We start from the raw sequence: 16,939 nt of genomic DNA on the forward strand, positions 1-16,939 counted from the left end.
CGCTCCTACACCGCTCCTACATAGCTCCTACATAGCTCCTACACAGCTCTACACATTTAACTTTTCCAGAGATTCAGTATGAGACTGTCCCGCTTCTTCATCGATGCGCCCCTGAGCCTCGGCGACCACGAACTGCCTGAAGCCCAGGCCCACTACATCGGCCGTGTGCTGCGCATGGCCGAGGGCGATGCCGTGCAGGTGTTCGATGGCTCGGGCCAGGAGTTTCGCGGCACCCTGGCCGAGGTCGGCAAGAAACGCGTGCGGGTGCAATTGGACGAGCAGTTCGCCGGACAGCCTGAATCGCCGCTGCGCATTCACCTCGGCCAAGGCCTGTCCCGGGGCGAGCGCATGGATTGGGCGATCCAGAAAGCCACGGAGCTGGGGGTCGGCGAGATCACGCCGATCTTCAGCGAACGCTGCGAAGTGCGCCTCAAGGACGAACGCGCCGACAAACGCCTGCTGCACTGGCGTCAGGTGGCAATCAGCGCCTGCGAGCAGTGCGGGCGCTCGAGCGTGCCGATCATCCACGCGCCCCTGCTGCTGGCTGACTGGCTGAAGCAGACCGAGGCCGAGCTCAAACTGGTGCTGCATCCGGTGGCCGAGCCGCTGGTCAGCCATGACAAACCGTCGACACTGGCGTTCCTGATTGGTCCTGAAGGCGGTTTGTCGGACGCCGAAGTCGAACAGGCCAAGACCGCCGGCTACCACGCCGCCCGCCTCGGCCCTCGCGTGCTGCGCACCGAAACCGCGCCGGTGGTGGCGCTGGCGGTGGCGCAGCAGCTGTGGGGGGATTTCTAGAGTCAAATGTTGAACCCATGGCGCTAGAGCACGTAGAACAGAATCGCCACGAAGTGCAGCAAACTGCCGGCGATGACAAACAGGTGCCAGATGCCATGGGCGTGGCGTAGCCGATGGTCGAGGGCGAAGAAGATAATGCCCACGGTGTACAACACGCCGCCCGAGGCCAGCCAGGCAAACCCGGCGCTGCCCAGGGCCGCCAGCAGCGGCTTGACCGCCACCAACACGATCCAGCCCATCACCGCGTAGATGACGATCGACAGGATCCGCGCTTCGGAACGCGGCTTGATCTCCTGCAGTATCCCGATCAGCGCCAGCCCCCAGACGATTCCGAACAAGGTCCAGCCCCACGGCCCGCGCAGGGTCACCAGGCAAAACGGGGTATAGCTGCCGGCGATCAACAGGTAGATCGAAAAGTGATCGACCTTCTGCATGATGGCTTTTTTGCGCCCGCGCACGCTGTGGTAAACCGTCGAAGCGCTGTACAGCACCAGCAAGGTGAACCCGTAGATCGCCACGCTGACGATCTTCCACGGATCGCCCGCCATACCGGCAATCACCAGCAACCACACCGCCCCGATAAAAGCCGCCACCGCCCCGACCAAGTGCGTCCAGGCGTTGAGTCGTTCCCCGTGATACATCCAGTCCCACCTCACATTCCAGAACAGAGGCCAAGGCTCAGGCCTGGCGCGCCAAAGTGCAATGCTTTGCTTCAAGCCAGCCAAGTACGAACCTGTGGCAAAAGACTTATCTGTGGCGAGGGAGCTTGCTCCCGCTTGAGTGCGCAGCGCTCACAAGATTCTTGGGGCGGCTTCGCCACCCAGCGGGAGCAAGCTCCCTCGCCACAACAGCTTCCAAGCGACATAAATCGCGTCGCTGGGAAGACATGGGGCACAATCGGCCAATACGAATAAGAGTCCGTCCCATGCTGATCGACGAAGAATTGACCCTGAAGAAACTCGAGGTGTTCCTGGCCTTCATGCGCACTGGCAACCTGGCGCGGGCGGCCGCCGAGTTGCAGACCAGCAACGTCAGCGTGCACCGGGCCATTCACTCGCTGGAGAGTGCCCTGCGTTGCCCGTTGTTCAAGCACGAAGGCCGCAACCTCACGCCGTTGGAAAGCGCTTATGTGCTGGAAGAGCGGGCGCAGAGGCTGATCCAGGACGTGGTCGAAAGCGTACGCCTGACCCGCGAAGCCGCCGGTTTCTCCGCCGAACGCTTCAAGCTCGGCTCGCTGTATTCATTGACGGTCAAGACCGTGCCGCAACTGATCATGGGCCTGAAGATCCGCCGCAGCGAACTCAATATCGACCTGATCCTGGGTTCGAACATCGACCTGCTGTACAAGCTCAAGAACATGGAGGTAGACGCGATCCTGATCTCCCTGGACGACAGCGTGAACGACCCGGACTGCGAGCATATCGAGCTGTTTTGCGACGACATCTTCCTCGCCACACCGGCCGATTCTCCCTTTGCCCAACGCACTGAGGTCGATCTGGCCGAGGTGCGCGACGAGACGTTCATTACCCTGACCCAGGGGTTTGCCACGCACCAGGACGGTATCCGGGTGTTCAAGCAGGCGGGGTTCGAACCTAAGGTGGCGATGCAGGTCAACGACATCTTCACCCTGCTGAGCATGGTCAGTTCCGGGGTGGGCTATGCGTTGCTGCCAGGACGAATTGCGGCGGTGTATGAAAACCGGGTGAAACTGATCCCATTGCAGGAAAAGTACCGGTTGCAGCAGCGCATCGGCGTGGTGTTCCTGAAGGCCAAGGAGCGTGATCCGAATTTGCTGGCGCTGCTGGCTGAGTGCCGGATGTATGCCAATCGGCAGGCTTGAGACCGTGTTGCCTTCATCGCGAGCAAGCTCGCTCCCACAAGGGATGTGTGAACACCGATCCAATGTGGGAGCGAGCTTGCTCGCGATGGGGACAGTCCTGTCAGCAAGAGACTTTGCCTTACCCCATCAACCCCCGCATGATCAGAAACAACAACGAAGGCCCCAACAAGCAACCAAGCGCCGTATAGAACGCCGCCGTCAGGCAGCCATATGGCACCAGCTTCGGATCGGTCGCCGCCAACCCACCGGCCACACCGCTGGAGGTACCCATCAAGCCACCGAAAATCACCGCACTGCGTGGATTATTCAGGCCAATTAACGGTGCCACGAACGGCGTCGCCACCATCACCAGGATCGCCTTGATCAACCCGGCGGCAATGGACAGCGCCATCACTTCGGAACTGGCACCAATTGCCGCTCCGGTCACCGGCCCGACGATGTAGGTCACCGCCCCGGCGCCAATGGTGGTCAGGCTCACCGCATCGGTGTAACCGAAGGCCATTGCCACGCCCACGCCAGCAATGAACGACGTACCGACCCCGACAAACAGCGCCAGCACCCCGACAAAGCCGGCGCGCTTGAGTTCTTCGACACTCACGCCAAACGCCGTGGCGACGATGGCGAAGTCCCGCAGCATCGCACCACCCAGCAAGCCGATCCCGGACAGCAGCGGAATGTCCACCACGCCCTTATGCCCGCCGGTCACGGCACCGCCAATGTAGGAGAGCACCAGCCCCAGGAGAATGGCGATGGCCGAGCCGTGCAGGCGGCCTTTGGTGAACGTGTCGCTGATCCAGTAGGACACCCACATGGTGATGCCGACAATGGCAAAACCGCTGATCAGGCCGTAGCTGGTGATGACTTTCATCATGGATTCGTACATGGCAATCACCCGACCGTCTTAACGGAAACATCGGCCTGAGGCCCTTTGTTGCCAATGCGCACCAGCACCGGCACCATCGCAAAGGCAATCACCACCGCCAGGGTCCCGGCCAGGATCGCCATCGGCCCGCCCTTGAGCGCGCCGTAGACGTTTTGCTGCGCCGCCATCGCAACCACGATGGGGATGTAGATCGCACTCCAGAATTCCACGCCGGCCTCGGATTTGCCCTTGAACAGGCCGCGCTTGTTCAGGTAACTGCCCAGGCCGATCAACAGCAGCATCGCAATGCCGACGCCGCCGACGTTGGCCGGCACGCCGATCAACTTGCCCAGCAGCTCACCGATAAAAATACCCGTCAGGGTACAAAAGGCCAGAAATGCCACACCGTAGATAATCATTGTTGTAGTCCTCAAAGTGCATCGTCGAAGTTGTTGTTTTTGTGCTTCGCCAGCTTGAGTCGGTGGTTTAGGGTTGGCGGTTTCCCTCCTCACGCAACAGCGCTTGCAAGGTGTCGAGCCGGGCGCCGTCGAAAGCCATGACAGTGCCTTGCTCGAATACCCGGCGCGCCAGGGCGGTCAGTACCGCACCGGGGGGCAGTTCGATTTGCAGTCGTACGCCACGCTCGTAAGCGCTTTGCACGGTACCGCGCCAATCCACCACGCGGCACATGTTGAACGCCAGGTCGTCGCGCAAGGCCTCGGTGTCGATCACCGGTCGTGCGCGGCTACCGCTGAGATAACCCAAGGCCGGTGCTTTCAACGGCACGTCGGCAAATGCCTGGGCCAATGCCCGGGCCGGTGCTTCCAGCAACGGGCAATGGGACGGCACACTCACCGCCAGCCGACAGGCCTTCCCGGCCCCCAGGCTTCGCGCTTGCCTGGCAACGTCGGTCATGGCCTCGTCGCTGCCGGCGATGACCACCTGGTTATCGGCGTTGATGTTGGCCAGATAGACCGGGGTACGGTCGCTGTGCACCTGCGCCAGCAACGCTTCCACTGCCGCGAGGTCCAGGCCGATGATCGCGGTCATGCCATAGCCTTGCGGGTACGCCTGCTGCATCAATTCGCCCCGCAGGCTGACCAGTCGCAAAGCATCCTCGAACCCCAGCGCTCCGGCCACTACCGCTGCCGGATAAGCACCGATGGACAGCCCCGCCACGTAATCCGGCGCAGGGGCCAGTTCCAGCAATCGGCGCGACGCTGCCACGCCGGCGATCAACAGGCACAGTTGCACGGCGCGGGTCGATTGCAAGGCCTCGGCACTGTCCAGTTGCAGCACGTCCTCACCGAGCACGTCACCTGCCTCGTCGAGGACTTGCGGCGCCAGGCCATGGAGCATCCCCACGCGCTGCGCACCCTGGCCGGGAAAGACGAAGAGGCTGCTCACGCGACTTGCTCCAATGAAGGCTGCCAAGGATCGCTCACCAGCCGTGCCTGAACATCATCCTTGAGCAGGACCCGCCGCGACGAACCCGCCCACTCGCGCAAGGCGACGGCACCGCAGGGCGCTTGCAATTGCAGGTCCACGGCGCAGACCGAAGCATCCAGTTGCGCCAGCAACTCCTTGGCCTGGAGTCGGTCGATAACGTGCGGCGCCCGCAGAATCAAATCCAGGTCGCTGCGTTCATGCAGCGCCTCGACGCCCGTGGCGAGCTCGAACCCGGCGCTGCCGCTGACGCCCCAGACCCAGCCACTGGCATCGAGCAGCGGACGCAGGCGGGACAGCGCTTGCAGGGCTGGCAAGTCACGAGTCGACGGAACATGACAAAGATCTTCCGGCCTTACACGACGGGAAATCGCCGCGACCGCCATCGACGTTGCATAACGCTGCTCGCGCAAGCGCCCGCGCACGCCGACCGCGATTTGATCCGGTGCCGTCAGCGCGCGTCGAACCACCACCGGTTGACCGGCGGCAATCGATTCGACCACCCATGCCGGCGCACCCGCAGGCAGCTGCCCCGGGGTCAGCCCCCAGAGCAGGTCATGGGCCAGATACCTATTCACCACTGCGCTCTCAGCAGCTGGCGCACGGTGCTGGAAGCCGCGCGATGGGTCGCACCGAGGCGACTGCTCAAGTCCCGAGGTGCCCCGGCAACATCGTTGATCGCCTGTTGCAGGCAATCCGTTACCCGAGCCAGATCCGCCGCCGTCGGTTGCTCGATCTGCTCCACCGACAAGGTTTCCCACAGCAGGCCCAGGCTGGCAAAGCTGTCGATGTCATAAGCCATTGGCGGCACGCTGGCAGCCAACGCCTCAAGCTCTTCGACACTGCGCAGGGTCACCCGCGCCGCCGAGGCCTTGCCCATGGCGTGGACCATCACGCCCGGGTCGCGCAGGGCAATCAGCCGGTTGGCCTGGTAGCCGTGGGCCAGGAACGCCCCGGACATGGCCTTGCCCACCAGCAAACCGATCACCGGATGTCCGGCCAATCGGGCGCGGGCGTAACTGTCGGCCGCACCGGCCAAGGCCTGATGAATACCCAGGGCTTCTTCACGCCGGCCGTAGGCCTGGCTCGGTACATCGACAATGGCGATCAGCGGACGCTTGTTGACTGCCTCGCGGTCGGCGTCGATAGCATCGTCCACCGCTTTAGCCAGGCCCCAGCCCTCCAGCAAACCGACTTCGCCATTGCGAGCACGGGGAAAGCGACTGTCGGGATCCGCCACCACGGCCAGCAGGCGCACGGTTTGCTCGCCCAGCCGGACGTCAGCGACTTTCAACGAAGCCGGCAAGCCTTCCAGCGGTTTGGCGTCGCCACCCAAGGCCTCGAACCAGCGCAAGCCTCTCAACGAATAGGCACTCATGGGCGTTCTCCCTGATACAGCTGGCGAACCGTAGCCGGTTCGATTTGCACTTTTGTGTCCAGGCGGGCCAGACGTTGCAGGAATAGCTCGGCCTGGCCGCTGCGGTGTTCGGCGGCAATGCCCTGATGCAGCAACTGGCCGACCTGTTGGCGGATCTGCGCCACATCATCGGCGACGTAACGGTCCACCAGCCCACTGGCGAAACGCTGTTCGCCGCCGGTCAGGCTCCAGATGAATGGCCGGTCACGGGAGTCGTATTCGTCGATCCCGGCCTCCTGTTCGATCACTTGTGGGCCGTTCAGGCCCAGCCGCGCTTCCTGGGTCACCAGCAGATAACTGCACAGCCCGGCGGCGATGGACATGCCACCAAAGCAGCCGACGCTGCCAGCCACCACGCCGACCACCGGTTGGTATTGGCGCAGATCGACAATCGCCGAATGAATCTCGGCAATCGCCGCCAACCCGAGGTTGGCCTCCTGCAACCGCACGCCGCCGGTTTCCAGCAGCAACACGGCGCGGGTCGGGATGCCCTTGCGGTTGTCCTCGGCGGCCAGTTCCAGCGCACCGGCAATTTTCGCCCCGCCGACTTCGCCGAGGCTGCCACCCTGGAACGCGCCTTCAATGGCGGCGATTACCACGGGCAGGCCATCGAGCGTGCCCTTGGCGATCACCACCCCGTCGTCGCTTTGCGGCACTACGCCCTGGCGCAACAGCCACGGCGACATGACCCGCTGGAACGGGTCGAGCAGTTCACGGAAGGTGCCGTCATCGAGCAAGGCTTTCGCCCGTTGCCGGGCGCCGAGTTCGACGAAGCTGTGCTTGTTGAGCAACGCTGCACTGTCAGTCATGGCCGATCTCCTCGAAGCCTTGCTCCAGGCGCAAACGCACCACGCCGGGGGTAGCGCCGAAATCGTGGATGTCGATAGACAAGGCCGGCGGTGTCTGGCCGTCAAACATGCGGGCGAACAGGTGCTGCCAGCGTTGTTCACTGCCGTTGACCGAGGTCTGCACCTGGATGGTCAGCTTGCCCGCCAGGCCGGGTTCGATCAGTACTTCCAGGTCGCCCGAACCGACACAGCCCACCAGCGTCCGGCCCCGAGGCGGCTGCCCGGCGGGGAATTCAAAGGATAAGGTTTCCATCAGCACACTCCAGGGAAGAGGCCATCGCCGCGTTCGATACGGTCGAGGAACAGGCAGGCGGCGAGCAGGTCGGCAGCACCACCGGGCGAGGCATTCAAGGCAATCAGTTGTTGGTCCAGCGCGTGCAATTGGCGACGACCGCCCAGGCTCGCACTGCCACCGGCATCGAGCACAGCCTTGGCCCCCTGTTGCATGGCCTGCAAACCCGGCTCGCCAGCGCGGTAGAGCACGCAGGTGTCGGCCAGGGTGGTCATGATCGCCAGCAAGGCATCGAGCCGGGCGTTCTGCTCTCCCGCGCCCGCCGCGCGACTGCGCTTGAGCTGCGGCAGGCCCAGGCCAGTCACCGCGGGAAACGCCAGTTGCGCTTCTTCCCGGGCACCGCGTACGCCGTAGCGTTGGGCTACCTGGGCGCCATGGCTCAAGGGTTGGGGCGCATAACGGTCGTTGAGCAAGGCCAGCCGGGCAGCACGTAAAGTGACGGCGCCAGCGACCCTGGATTCAGATTCCAGCGCTGCCGCAGCGACCAACAGGCCCAAGGCCCAGATCGCACCCCGGTGCGTGTTGACGCCGCCAGTGGTGACGAGCATCGCGGCTTCACCTTCACGGCCGATGCGTCCCAGGGCTTCGCGCAGCGGCAAGCCGATCTCGCCACAGTCAAGGGCGGCTTCGGCCATTTCCTTGAACGCCGGCCACAGCGACAGTGCCGAGGCGTGCATCAGACCCAGGTGCAGGTCGGTGTGGGCGCCATTGCCACGCCGGTCCACCAAGGCCGGTTTAGGCGAGAGGTCGGCTTCGTCGATCAGCGCATCCACCGCCATATCCGCCAGGCGCTCGGCCAAGGACAGTTTTTTCGGTTGCAGGTTGAAGGCGTGCATTTACCAGCTCCTGAACTTGGCGGGCGGGTTGTAGAGGCCACCGGACCATTCCACCAGATCGGCCACGCTCTTGGCTGCAAGCAACTCGCGGGTGGCATCGGTGCGGCGGATGCCGAGGTCCTCGGGCAAGGCGATCAGCCCTTCGCGGCGCATGCGCGCGGTGTCTTTCGGGTTGTGGCGCAGGCCAATGGCAGTAACGCCGGCCACGGCCGCGATCATCGCCTGGCGCTCCTCCAGGGAGCGGGCCTTGTACAGGTAGGCGATGCCCTCTTCGGTCAGCAGGTGGGTGACGTCGTCGCCGTAGATCATGATCGGCGCCAGGGGCATGCCGGCTTTCTTCGCCACGTCCACCGCATCGAGTGTCTCGACGAAGGTCGGTTTGCCGCCCTCCTGGAACGTCTCGACCATCTGCACCACCAGCTTCTTGCCGCGTTCGAGCAACGGCGCCTCGCCATCGCCGTGGCGCATATCGAGCCAGGCCGGCGTGCCGTGACGACGACCGCGCGGGTCGTGGCCCATGTTCGGCGCACCGCCGAAGCCGGCCAATCGGCCACGGGTCACGGTGGAGGAATGGCCGTCGCCGTCCACTTGCAGGGTGGCGCCGATGAACAGGTCCACCGCGTACTGCCCGGCCAGTTGGCAGACCATGCGGTTGGAGCGCAGCGAGCCATCGTGGCCGGTGAAGAACACATCCGGCCGGGCGGCGATGTAGTTTTCCATGCCCAGTTCGGTGCCAAAGCAATGCACGCTTTCGACCCAACCACTTTCGATGGCCGGAATCAGGGTCGGGTGTGGATTGAGGGTCCAGTTGCGGCAGATCTTGCCCTTCAGGCCGAGGGATTCGCCGTAGGTCGGCAGGATCAGTTCAATAGCGGCAGTGTTGAACCCGATGCCGTGATTGAGCGACTGGACGTTGTGTTTTTCATAGATCCCGCGGATCGCCATCATCGCCATCAGCACATGCACAGGCTTGATATGGCGCGGGTCGCGGGTGAACAGCGGCTCGATGTAGAACGGCTTGTCGGCCACCACCACGAAATCGACCCAGGACGCTGGGATGTCGACCCGTGGCAAGTCACTGACGTCGTCCACCAACTGGTTGACCTGGACAATGACGATGCCATCACTGAAGGCCGCCGGTTCAATCAGCGCCGGCGTGTCTTCGGTGCTGGGGCCGGTGTAGATATTGCCGGCACGGTCGGCCATGAAACCGGCCGAGAGCACCACGTTGGGAATCAGGTCCACCACCAGCCGGGCATAGAGTTCGATGTAGGTATGGATCGCGCCGATTTCCAGCAGGCCGTCTTCGAGCAACTGGCTGATGCGCAGACTCTGGGTGCCGGCGAAGGAGAAATCGAGCTTGCGGGCGATGCCGCGCTCGAACAGGTCCAGGTGCTCGGACCGCCCGACGCTGGGCATGATCATGTGCAAATCGTGCAGCTTCGAAGGGTCGACCTTCGCCAGGGAGCGGGAAAGGAAGTCCGCCTGCTTCTGGTTATTGCCCTCCAGCACCACACGGTCGCCGGGCAGGACCAACGCCTCCAGCGCCGCGACGATCTTGTCGGTGGGCAGTACCACACCGTCGGCAAGCCCCTTCACCAGCCCGAGACGCCGCTGCTTTTCGCTGCGCCGCCGCGTCCAGCGCGAGTCGGGGGATATTGTTGTTGTCATGACCACTCCACGGGTTCGCTGTCGTGGGGGTCACATTAGGAGTGTTGTGGCGGGGGCATCAATCAAGCTCGACGGCGGATCGTTACGGTTGGAGTAATGATTGAACGCCATCCTTGTGGGAGCGAGCTTGCTCGCGATGGCGTCGAATCAGTCAACATTGTTGTTGCCTGACACTCCGCTATCGCGAGCAGGTTCGCTCCCACATAGGTCGTTTATAAGATCAGTGCTCACCGCTAATCCTGTGGGAGCAAAGCTTGCTCGCGATAGCGATGGGTCAGATTGCATCAATGCAGAATGTGCCGCCGCCTTAGCGAGCAAGCCCGCACACAATTGGATTGGGTACACCTGCAATCGCAGGTCGGCTGTCAGGCCGCCTCGCGAGCAAGCTTTGCTCCCACAGGTCCTGCTCACACAAATCTGGTTGGGGTACACCCGCAAGAGCCAGGCCGGCTGCCATCGCGAGCAAGCTCGCACACATTGGAACTTCGTATGTCTCAGGTTTTGTAGGGTTGAATCAGGCCCGCAGCCATCACCAACTCCTCCAACGCCAGCAGATCCGGCACTTTCGCCACGTGTTCCCCGACCTGCACCGCCGCCTGTTCCAACCCGCACAGCGGCACGTCGACGTAGCTCAATTGGCTGTCGAGCTTGTAGGAGCGGGGGATGCCTTGCACCAGCAGGGCAATGAAACGCAGCTCCGGCCGCCCGCCCAGGGCGTTGAGCACGACGATGCGTGCTCGCTCGCCAATCACGGTTTTCTGGCCGCAGGCCGACTCGAAGCTCAGCAACGGGATTTGCCGTTCGCGCCAGCTCACCCAGCCCAGGAACCACGGCGGGGTGTCCATATCGAATACGCTGTCCTGGTAGTCGATCAGTTCGGCCACGGCCACGTTGGGCAACACCAGGTGCCGGTCGGCCAATGGCAGCAGCAGACCGGTGAGGGGGCTGGTGCGCGAGTGAAGATGCAGGTCATGCATGGGTTTTGCTCCAGTACGCGATGCTGTCGAGCAGCACCGACTCCTGGTACGGCTTGCCCAGGTAGTCGTTGACGCCGATGGCCATGGCGCGGTCGCGGTGTTTCTGGCCGGTGCGGGAGGTGATCATGATGATCGGCAGGTGCGCCAGGCGCGGGTCGTTGCGCACCTGCGTGGCCACTTCGAAGCCGTCCATGCGCGGCATCTCGATGTCCAGCAGCATCAGGTCAGGCATATGTTCGGCCAACAACGCCATGGCGTCCACGCCATCCTTGGCGGTCAAAACGTGCATGCCGTGGCGCTCCAGCAAGCGGCTGGTGACCTTGCGCACCGTCACCGAGTCGTCCACCACCAGCACCAGCAGCGGCCGTTGCGATTCGCCCTCGCCCTCAGCCGGCACCTGGCGGCGCGGGACCTGGTGGGGCAAGGCGCGGATCGGCGCCAGCAGGTCGAGAATCAACACCACCCGGCCGTCCCCCAGGATCGTCGCCCCGGACAGCCCCTGCACCGCCGAAAACTGCGGACCGAGGCTCTTGACCACGATCTCCCGGGTCCCGGCGGTAGCGTCCACCTGCACAGCGACATGCCGCTCATTGCACTGCACCAGCAGCACCGGCAACGGTTGGCTCTGGCCCAGCAGTTTCGGGCGGGTGCCGGTTTTCAGCAGCTCACCGAGGTAGCACAGCTCATAACGTTGCCCGGCATAGGTGTAGGTCGGCGGATCGAGCTGGTAATAGCCATCCAGTTCGACGGGCAACACCCGGACAATGCTCTCGATGGTGTTCAGCGGGATCGCGTACTGGTCTTCCTGGCAGTGCACCATCAACGCCCGGTTCACTGCCACGGTAAACGGCAGGCGAATGCGAAAATGCACGCCCTGCCCCCGCGTGGAATCGATGATCATGCTGCCGCCCAGTTGCCGAACCTCTTCGTGGACCACGTCCATGCCAACGCCGCGGCCGGATATCTGGGTGATTTTCTCAGCAGTGGAAAACCCCGGCTGCAAGATGAACTGCAGCACGTCGCGGTCGCTGATGTCGCTGTCCGGCGCCAGCAAGCCACGCTTGATCGCCTTGTTGCGCACCGCCTCCAGCGGCACGCCGGCGCCATCGTCGCGGATGTCGAAAATAATGTCGCCGCCTTCCCGGGACAGGTCGAGGCTGATGCGTCCGCGTGCCGGCTTGCCGGCGGCAATGCGCACGTCGGCCGGCTCCAGGCCGTGATCGACGGCATTGCGCAACATATGTTCAAGCGGCGCGGCCATGCGCTCCAGCACGTTACGGTCCATCTCGCCCTCGGCATTGCCGACCACGAACTCCACGTCCTTGCCCAGTTCCTGCGCCACTTGCCGAACGATGCGCTTGAGCCGTGGCAGCATGCGTTCGAACGGCACCATGCGCGTACGCATCAGGCCTTCCTGCAGCTCGGTGTTGATCCGTCCCTGCTGTTGCAGCAGGACCTCGGCATCGTGATTGCTACGGTCGAGGGTTTCCTTGAGCTCAAGCAAGTCCGAGGCGGATTCGAACAGTGCCCGGGACAACTGCTGCAATTGGGAGTGGCGGTCCATCTCCAGCGGGTCGAACTCTTCGTAGCCCAGGCGCTCGGCCTCGACCTGCTGGCGGCTGAGAATCCGCCCCTGGGTTTCGGTGTCCAGGCGCCGCAACTGGTCGCGCATGCGCTCGATGGTGGTTTCCATTTCACCCAAAGCCACCCGCGCGTCATTGACCTGCTGTTCGATGCGCCCACGGAAGATCGACGTTTCACCCGCCAGGTTCACCAGGTCGTCGAGCAGTTCGGCGGAGACCTTGACCATGTCCGCGCCGTCGCCTGATGTACTGGGGTCCGGCCTTGCAGGCGCCGCTGGCGGAGCTACGGCGGGGGCCGGCTCCGGTACCGGGACAGCCTGCGACGCAGCATTCTCGGAGGGATGATTCACCGCCTGGATCTGCGCGATCAACCGGTCGGCCAGCGGGCACGGGTGGCCGGCGCGCACCGCGTCGAGCATCTGCGCCAGTCGGTCATGGCTGCTTTGCAACAAGGTGAACAGCGCCGGGGTCGGCTGAAGCAGGCCCGCCGACAGGCCTTCGTAGAGGTTTTCCAACTCGTGGGCCAGGTCGCCGATGGGCACGATCTCCACCATGCGCGCACCGCCCTTGAGGGTATGCAAATCCCGCAGCAGGGTTTCCACGGCCTGGCGATTCGACGGCTCGTCCTGCCAGCGCAGCAGCGCCGCGCCCGAGCTGTCGAGGATGTCGAAGCCTTCCTCAAGGAAGATTTCCAGCAGCTCTGGATCATGGCCGGTGCCGTCGGCCTGGGCCGCTGCGCTCGTCTCGATGCCGTTCGGCTTGTCCTGGCGGAACCTTCGCAGGGCGTCGATCAGCGCTACGGGATCGCCCAACGGCTGGCCCTGTTGCAGCTGCCCAAGCAACAGATCGAGGCGTTCGTGGCTGCTGGCGAGCAGTTGCGCCAGTTCCTCGCTATAGCTGTAGCGCCGGTCTACCAGCCCTTCGTAAAGATTTTCCAACTCCTGGGCCAGGTCGCTCACTGGCCGGATGTCGGCCATTCGCGCACCGCCCTTGAGGGTGTGCAAGTCACGCTGCAGCGAGGACAGCGGCGCGCCGTTATCCGGATCGGCCAACCAGCGGTGCAGGGCCTGGGCGGCGCTTTCGAGAATGTCCTGGGCTTCTTCGAGGAAAATCGCCGCGAGGTCATCTTCCATCGAAGTATCGACGGGCGCGTCACGCTCCATTTGCGCCGTCGCGTGGCTCAGTTCGCGGATGCTCAGGGTGCGGCTGCCGTCGCTGCGTATCAGGCCGGTGGCCGACGGGTCGAGGCTCTCCTGGAGCAGGCGGCGCAAGGCCTGTACCCGTTCGGGCTGCGGATGCACATGCTGCCCGGCCGCCAGTTCATCGAGCATGTCGATCAGCGCTTCATGGGCGCGCTGGGCCTCCTGGAAAAATTCATCGCTGACCGCCAGGCTGCTTTCTTCAACCGCGCCATAGAGGTCCAGCAAGGCTTCGCAGAGTTCGTCCACCGGGTGCAGGTCGGCCAGGTGCGCGCCTTCGCCGAGTGTGGTCAGCTCATCGAGCAGCGCACTCAGCTCCTGGCCTTCGCCGGGGTGCTGCTGCCAGCGCTGCAAGAGGCTTTCGGCGTCCAGCAGGATGTCCATGCCCCGGGCGAGGAAGTTGTTGATCAGTTGTGGGTCGCGCTTGGTCCGCAGCGCCTTGTCCGGCGCACTGTTGGCGGCATGCAGACGCTCGGCCAGCAGGGCCTGGGCGCGCTGGATCAGGTCCTCGGCGCCGGGGATCGCGGCCAGCGGCTCGCTGTGCAACTGGCGCAAGCCACGGCGCAGCAGGCCTTCGGCTTCCAGCAGCAATTCGACCTCATCCAGGTCGAGGGCAATCAGGTGCGCCCGGTATTCCCGGGCCAGCTCATCCATCGCCCCGGCCAGCTCGGCGATCGGCAGCACGCCGGCCATCGAAGCGCTGCCCTTGAGCGTATGCAAGGCCCGCTGCAATTCATCACTGGCCTGCAAGGGCAGGTGATCGGCCGACTGATCGAGAAAGCGATTGAGGCTGGCGAGGTGGCCCTGGGCTTCGTTGTCGAAGATCTTCAGCAGCAGCGGATCGAGGGCGGTCACGTCCTGCTCGTCCTCATCCTCCTCATCGCCGCCCTTGGCCAGGACATGGGCGCGGGCGGCCAAGCGGTCGACGTCGTCGCGCTGGCGCTGGTGATTGGCCGCGAATTCGGCCACCAGGGCCGGCAACAACTGCACCGTGTCTTCGATCAACTGGCGGACCGAGGCCTGCGGCTCGACACTGCGCTCCAGCACCCGGTTGAGCAGGTTTTCCACGGCCCAGGCCAGTTCACCCAACACCAGCGCCCGGACCATCCGGCCACTGCCCTTGAGGGTATGGAAGGCCCGGCGCAGTTCGCTCAGTGCAGCGTGGTCATCAGGATGCGCACTCCAGCGCGGCAAGTATTCACGCAGGACGTCCAGCACCTCGTCGGTTTCCTCGAGGAACACCTCGCGCAACTCGTCGTCCACCGGACTTTCATCCGGCGGTGGCGGCAACAGGCTGCCCGGGGTGCTCCTGGCCGGCGGATTGACCGCCGAGACCGGGCTGGCCAACACCTGGGCCAAGGATTGCACTGTCTGCGGGTCGTCCAGCTCCTGCAAGTCTTGCATGACCTGGGCTTCGTTGGGGCTCAACACCTCGTCGAGCACCGGCACCCGCGCTTCGTCAGGGAAATAACCGAGCGCGGCCAGGCTCCGCTCGACCGCATCCAACAAGGGTTCGCCGGGGGTTTCGGGGTCCTCGCTCAAGCGCTCCAGGTAGTATTCAAGGCCGGTGATCACGTCGGCCAGGTGGTCGAGTTCTTCCCAACCTGGCTGGGCCTGCTCCAGCAGCAGGTGGTCGCGGATAAACCCGTTGCAGGCCTCCACCAGGCTGGCGGCACGGCTCAGCGGGATCATCGCCAGCGCGCCGCGCACCTGGGTCAGCAGCGCTGGCAAGGGCTGCAGTTGCTCGCTGCTCCAGTCCGCGTCGATGTAGTCGACGATCATGTCCTTGGCCTGTTGCAGGCAGGTGTGGGCTTCCTTGATGACGATCTGGTGGATCTGGGTCAGGTCGGTGGTGGGCAGGTGGGTGTCTTCGCGACTCTCCGGCTCGACGGTGCCGACCATGCCGGCCAGGGTCGCCTCGACGTAGAGCAAGGCCCCGGCGACGTCCATGAGGGTCGCGTCATCCGGCTCGCGCTGGCCCTGGGCGAGGCTCAAGACCACCGCCAGTTGATCGATGATGACCTTGCGCGGCTGGCCGAAACCGAGCACCGCCAGGGTGTCGGCGATCTGCCGCAGCGGCGCCAACAGGCTTTCCAGCTCCGAGGCGTGCTGGCGATCGCTGCGCACGAACAGGTCCAGGCGCTCCTTGACCCGTACCAACTCCTCGCACAGCGCGGCAAGCACCGAGCGCATGGCATCGCGGTCGGGCCCGGCCAGGCGCGCGCGTTCTTCGTCGACCATGGCGCTGTCGGGCAGCGCGTCGTCCAGTGAGTAGCGTTCTTTCATGATCTGCATCTGCCCGCTGGGGTGTTCGGCCTTGGCAATATAGAACAACAAACTCTTGAGCAAGTGGGGCGGTGCCGGCTGATTGATGCCTGGCATGCCTTGGTCCAGCAGGCGCTTGAGTTCCTTGTCGGCTTCCTTGAACAGGCTGCGCAGCGCCGGGCTGTTGGCGATGCGCCCGTCACGCATGCCTTCGACCAGCGCCGAAGCCACCTGCCACAAGGCATTGAGGGGCGCATCGGCACACAGGGTTTCCAGGCGATGGAAGACCTTGGCCAGGTAACCGAGGTAGGTCGCGTCATCCTGTTCGCGCAACAGGCCCACCAGGGCCATTTGCAGGGTCTGGCGACATTTGCGCAAGGTGTTTGGCAGGTCAGCGGGTTCCAGGCGCTGCAAGGCCTCGTCGCTGAGCGGCGCAATATCGGGCAACTCGGGGCTGAACAGGCTGGTTTCCGACAACAGGCTCTCGCCCCGGGCACTGCGCAGGTCGTTGATCAAGGGCAACACCACCAGCGGCAGGTCGCGACGGGCACCTTGTACGCGATCCAGGTAGATCGGCAACTGCCCCAGGGCCTGGCTCAACAGGCTGATGGCTTCGTCGCGATGGGTGACGCGGTTGTCCTGCAGGGCGGCGCACAGCTGCTCCATCTCCTCGGCCAGCAACGCCGCACCGTAGAACTCGACCATCTGCAGGCCGCCGTGGACCTGGTGAATGCACGCCAGGCATTGCCCGAGGGCATCCGACGCCTGCGGATCGTCCACCAGGCGGTTGAGGGCCAGGTGCGCCTGCTTCAGCGTTTCGGCAATCTCGCCCTTGACCCATTCCAGGGCCACATAGTCGTGCCGATCACCCATAACCACTCCAATCAGGAGAACACAACACGCCT

The 16,939-nt window shown here is 64.1% G+C and carries 14 protein-coding genes; 2 read left to right on the plus strand and 12 right to left on the minus strand.

What is annotated here, in order from left to right:
• Window positions 1-78 precede the first annotated feature (78 nt).
• Window positions 79-798 carry a 16S rRNA (uracil(1498)-N(3))-methyltransferase gene (locus tag AC09SL_RS23000; protein WP_058544214.1) on the plus strand — a complete coding sequence of 240 codons (720 nt, stop codon included), beginning with the start codon at window positions 79-81 and terminating at the stop codon, window positions 796-798.
• 23 nt (window positions 799-821) lie between these two features.
• Here AC09SL_RS23000 and trhA read toward each other — a convergent pair whose 3' ends face one another.
• Window positions 822-1,439 carry a PAQR family membrane homeostasis protein TrhA gene (trhA, locus tag AC09SL_RS23005; protein WP_018609564.1) on the minus strand — a complete coding sequence of 206 codons (618 nt, stop codon included), beginning with the start codon at window positions 1,437-1,439 and terminating at the stop codon, window positions 822-824.
• Between the two features lie 284 nt (window positions 1,440-1,723).
• Here trhA and AC09SL_RS23010 point away from each other — a divergent pair, with 284 nt between their 5' ends.
• A complete protein-coding gene (locus AC09SL_RS23010; protein ID WP_058544215.1) occupies window positions 1,724-2,638 on the plus strand; it encodes a LysR family transcriptional regulator in 915 nt (304 codons plus the stop codon).
• Between the two features lie 118 nt (window positions 2,639-2,756).
• Here AC09SL_RS23010 and madM read toward each other — a convergent pair whose 3' ends face one another.
• The 11 genes from madM to AC09SL_RS23065 all read right to left on the minus strand — a co-directional run bounded on the left by madM (window position 2,757) and on the right by AC09SL_RS23065 (window position 16,907).
• Entirely contained in the window at window positions 2,757-3,521 is a 765-nt protein-coding gene (madM, locus tag AC09SL_RS23015) for a malonate transporter subunit MadM (protein ID WP_058544222.1), read from the minus strand.
• A 5-nt stretch (window positions 3,522-3,526) separates the two neighbouring features.
• The gene (gene madL / locus AC09SL_RS23020) at window positions 3,527-3,919 is read right to left on the minus strand and encodes a malonate transporter subunit MadL (protein ID WP_058544216.1); all 393 of its coding nucleotides are present in this window, start codon (window positions 3,917-3,919) and stop codon (window positions 3,527-3,529) included.
• Between the two features lie 67 nt (window positions 3,920-3,986).
• The gene (gene mdcH / locus AC09SL_RS23025) at window positions 3,987-4,907 is read right to left on the minus strand and encodes a malonate decarboxylase subunit epsilon (RefSeq protein WP_058544217.1); all 921 of its coding nucleotides are present in this window, start codon (window positions 4,905-4,907) and stop codon (window positions 3,987-3,989) included.
• Window positions 4,904-5,527, minus strand: coding sequence for a malonate decarboxylase holo-ACP synthase (locus tag AC09SL_RS23030; protein ID WP_058544218.1), 624 nt, complete (start codon window positions 5,525-5,527; stop codon window positions 4,904-4,906). The genes mdcH and AC09SL_RS23030 overlap by 4 nt, the downstream gene beginning before the upstream one ends.
• On the minus strand, window positions 5,521-6,324 hold the full coding sequence (mdcE, locus tag AC09SL_RS23035) for a biotin-independent malonate decarboxylase subunit gamma (RefSeq protein WP_058544219.1): 804 nt from the start codon (window positions 6,322-6,324) through the stop codon (window positions 5,521-5,523). Before mdcE ends, AC09SL_RS23030 begins: the two co-directional genes overlap by 7 nt.
• Window positions 6,321-7,172, minus strand: a complete 852-nt coding sequence (locus AC09SL_RS23040) for a biotin-independent malonate decarboxylase subunit beta (protein WP_058544220.1) — start codon at window positions 7,170-7,172, stop codon at window positions 6,321-6,323. The genes mdcE and AC09SL_RS23040 overlap by 4 nt, the downstream gene beginning before the upstream one ends.
• A complete protein-coding gene (locus tag AC09SL_RS23045; protein ID WP_058544221.1) occupies window positions 7,165-7,464 on the minus strand; it encodes a malonate decarboxylase subunit delta in 300 nt (99 codons plus the stop codon). The genes AC09SL_RS23040 and AC09SL_RS23045 overlap by 8 nt, the downstream gene beginning before the upstream one ends.
• Window positions 7,464-8,339, minus strand: coding sequence for a triphosphoribosyl-dephospho-CoA synthase (locus AC09SL_RS23050; protein ID WP_064106882.1), 876 nt, complete (start codon window positions 8,337-8,339; stop codon window positions 7,464-7,466). Before AC09SL_RS23050 ends, AC09SL_RS23045 begins: the two co-directional genes overlap by 1 nt.
• Entirely contained in the window at window positions 8,340-10,010 is a 1,671-nt protein-coding gene (gene mdcA / locus AC09SL_RS23055) for a malonate decarboxylase subunit alpha (protein WP_058544370.1), read from the minus strand.
• A 494-nt stretch (window positions 10,011-10,504) separates the two neighbouring features.
• Window positions 10,505-10,987 (minus strand): chemotaxis protein CheW, encoded by a 483-nt coding sequence (locus AC09SL_RS23060; protein WP_058544371.1) that lies wholly within the window; start codon window positions 10,985-10,987, stop codon window positions 10,505-10,507.
• Window positions 10,980-16,907 carry an Hpt domain-containing protein gene (locus tag AC09SL_RS23065; RefSeq protein WP_058544372.1) on the minus strand — a complete coding sequence of 1,976 codons (5,928 nt, stop codon included), beginning with the start codon at window positions 16,905-16,907 and terminating at the stop codon, window positions 10,980-10,982. The genes AC09SL_RS23060 and AC09SL_RS23065 overlap by 8 nt, the downstream gene beginning before the upstream one ends.
• Window positions 16,908-16,939 lie beyond the last annotated feature (32 nt).

Source organism: Pseudomonas sp. PF05 (assembly GCF_056521845.1).

Bases quoted from the DNA above. Each gene is read 5' to 3' on its own strand.
- AC09SL_RS23065 (WP_058544372.1), bottom strand. From the start codon at position 16,907: ATGGGTGATCGGCACGACTATGTGGCCCTGGAATGGGTCAAGGGCGAG.
- mdcA (WP_058544370.1), bottom strand. From the start codon at position 10,010: ATGACAACAACAATATCCCCCGACTCGCGCTGGACGCGGCGGCGCAGC.
- AC09SL_RS23060 (WP_058544371.1), bottom strand. From the start codon at position 10,987: ATGCATGACCTGCATCTTCACTCGCGCACCAGCCCCCTCACCGGTCTG.
- AC09SL_RS23000 (WP_058544214.1), top strand. From the start codon at position 79: ATGAGACTGTCCCGCTTCTTCATCGATGCGCCCCTGAGCCTCGGCGAC.
- madL (WP_058544216.1), bottom strand. From the start codon at position 3,919: ATGATTATCTACGGTGTGGCATTTCTGGCCTTTTGTACCCTGACGGGT.
- AC09SL_RS23010 (WP_058544215.1), top strand. From the start codon at position 1,724: ATGCTGATCGACGAAGAATTGACCCTGAAGAAACTCGAGGTGTTCCTG.
- AC09SL_RS23040 (WP_058544220.1), bottom strand. From the start codon at position 7,172: ATGACTGACAGTGCAGCGTTGCTCAACAAGCACAGCTTCGTCGAACTC.
- trhA (WP_018609564.1), bottom strand. From the start codon at position 1,439: ATGTATCACGGGGAACGACTCAACGCCTGGACGCACTTGGTCGGGGCG.
- AC09SL_RS23050 (WP_064106882.1), bottom strand. From the start codon at position 8,339: ATGCACGCCTTCAACCTGCAACCGAAAAAACTGTCCTTGGCCGAGCGC.
- madM (WP_058544222.1), bottom strand. From the start codon at position 3,521: ATGTACGAATCCATGATGAAAGTCATCACCAGCTACGGCCTGATCAGC.
- mdcE (WP_058544219.1), bottom strand. From the start codon at position 6,324: ATGAGTGCCTATTCGTTGAGAGGCTTGCGCTGGTTCGAGGCCTTGGGT.
- AC09SL_RS23045 (WP_058544221.1), bottom strand. From the start codon at position 7,464: ATGGAAACCTTATCCTTTGAATTCCCCGCCGGGCAGCCGCCTCGGGGC.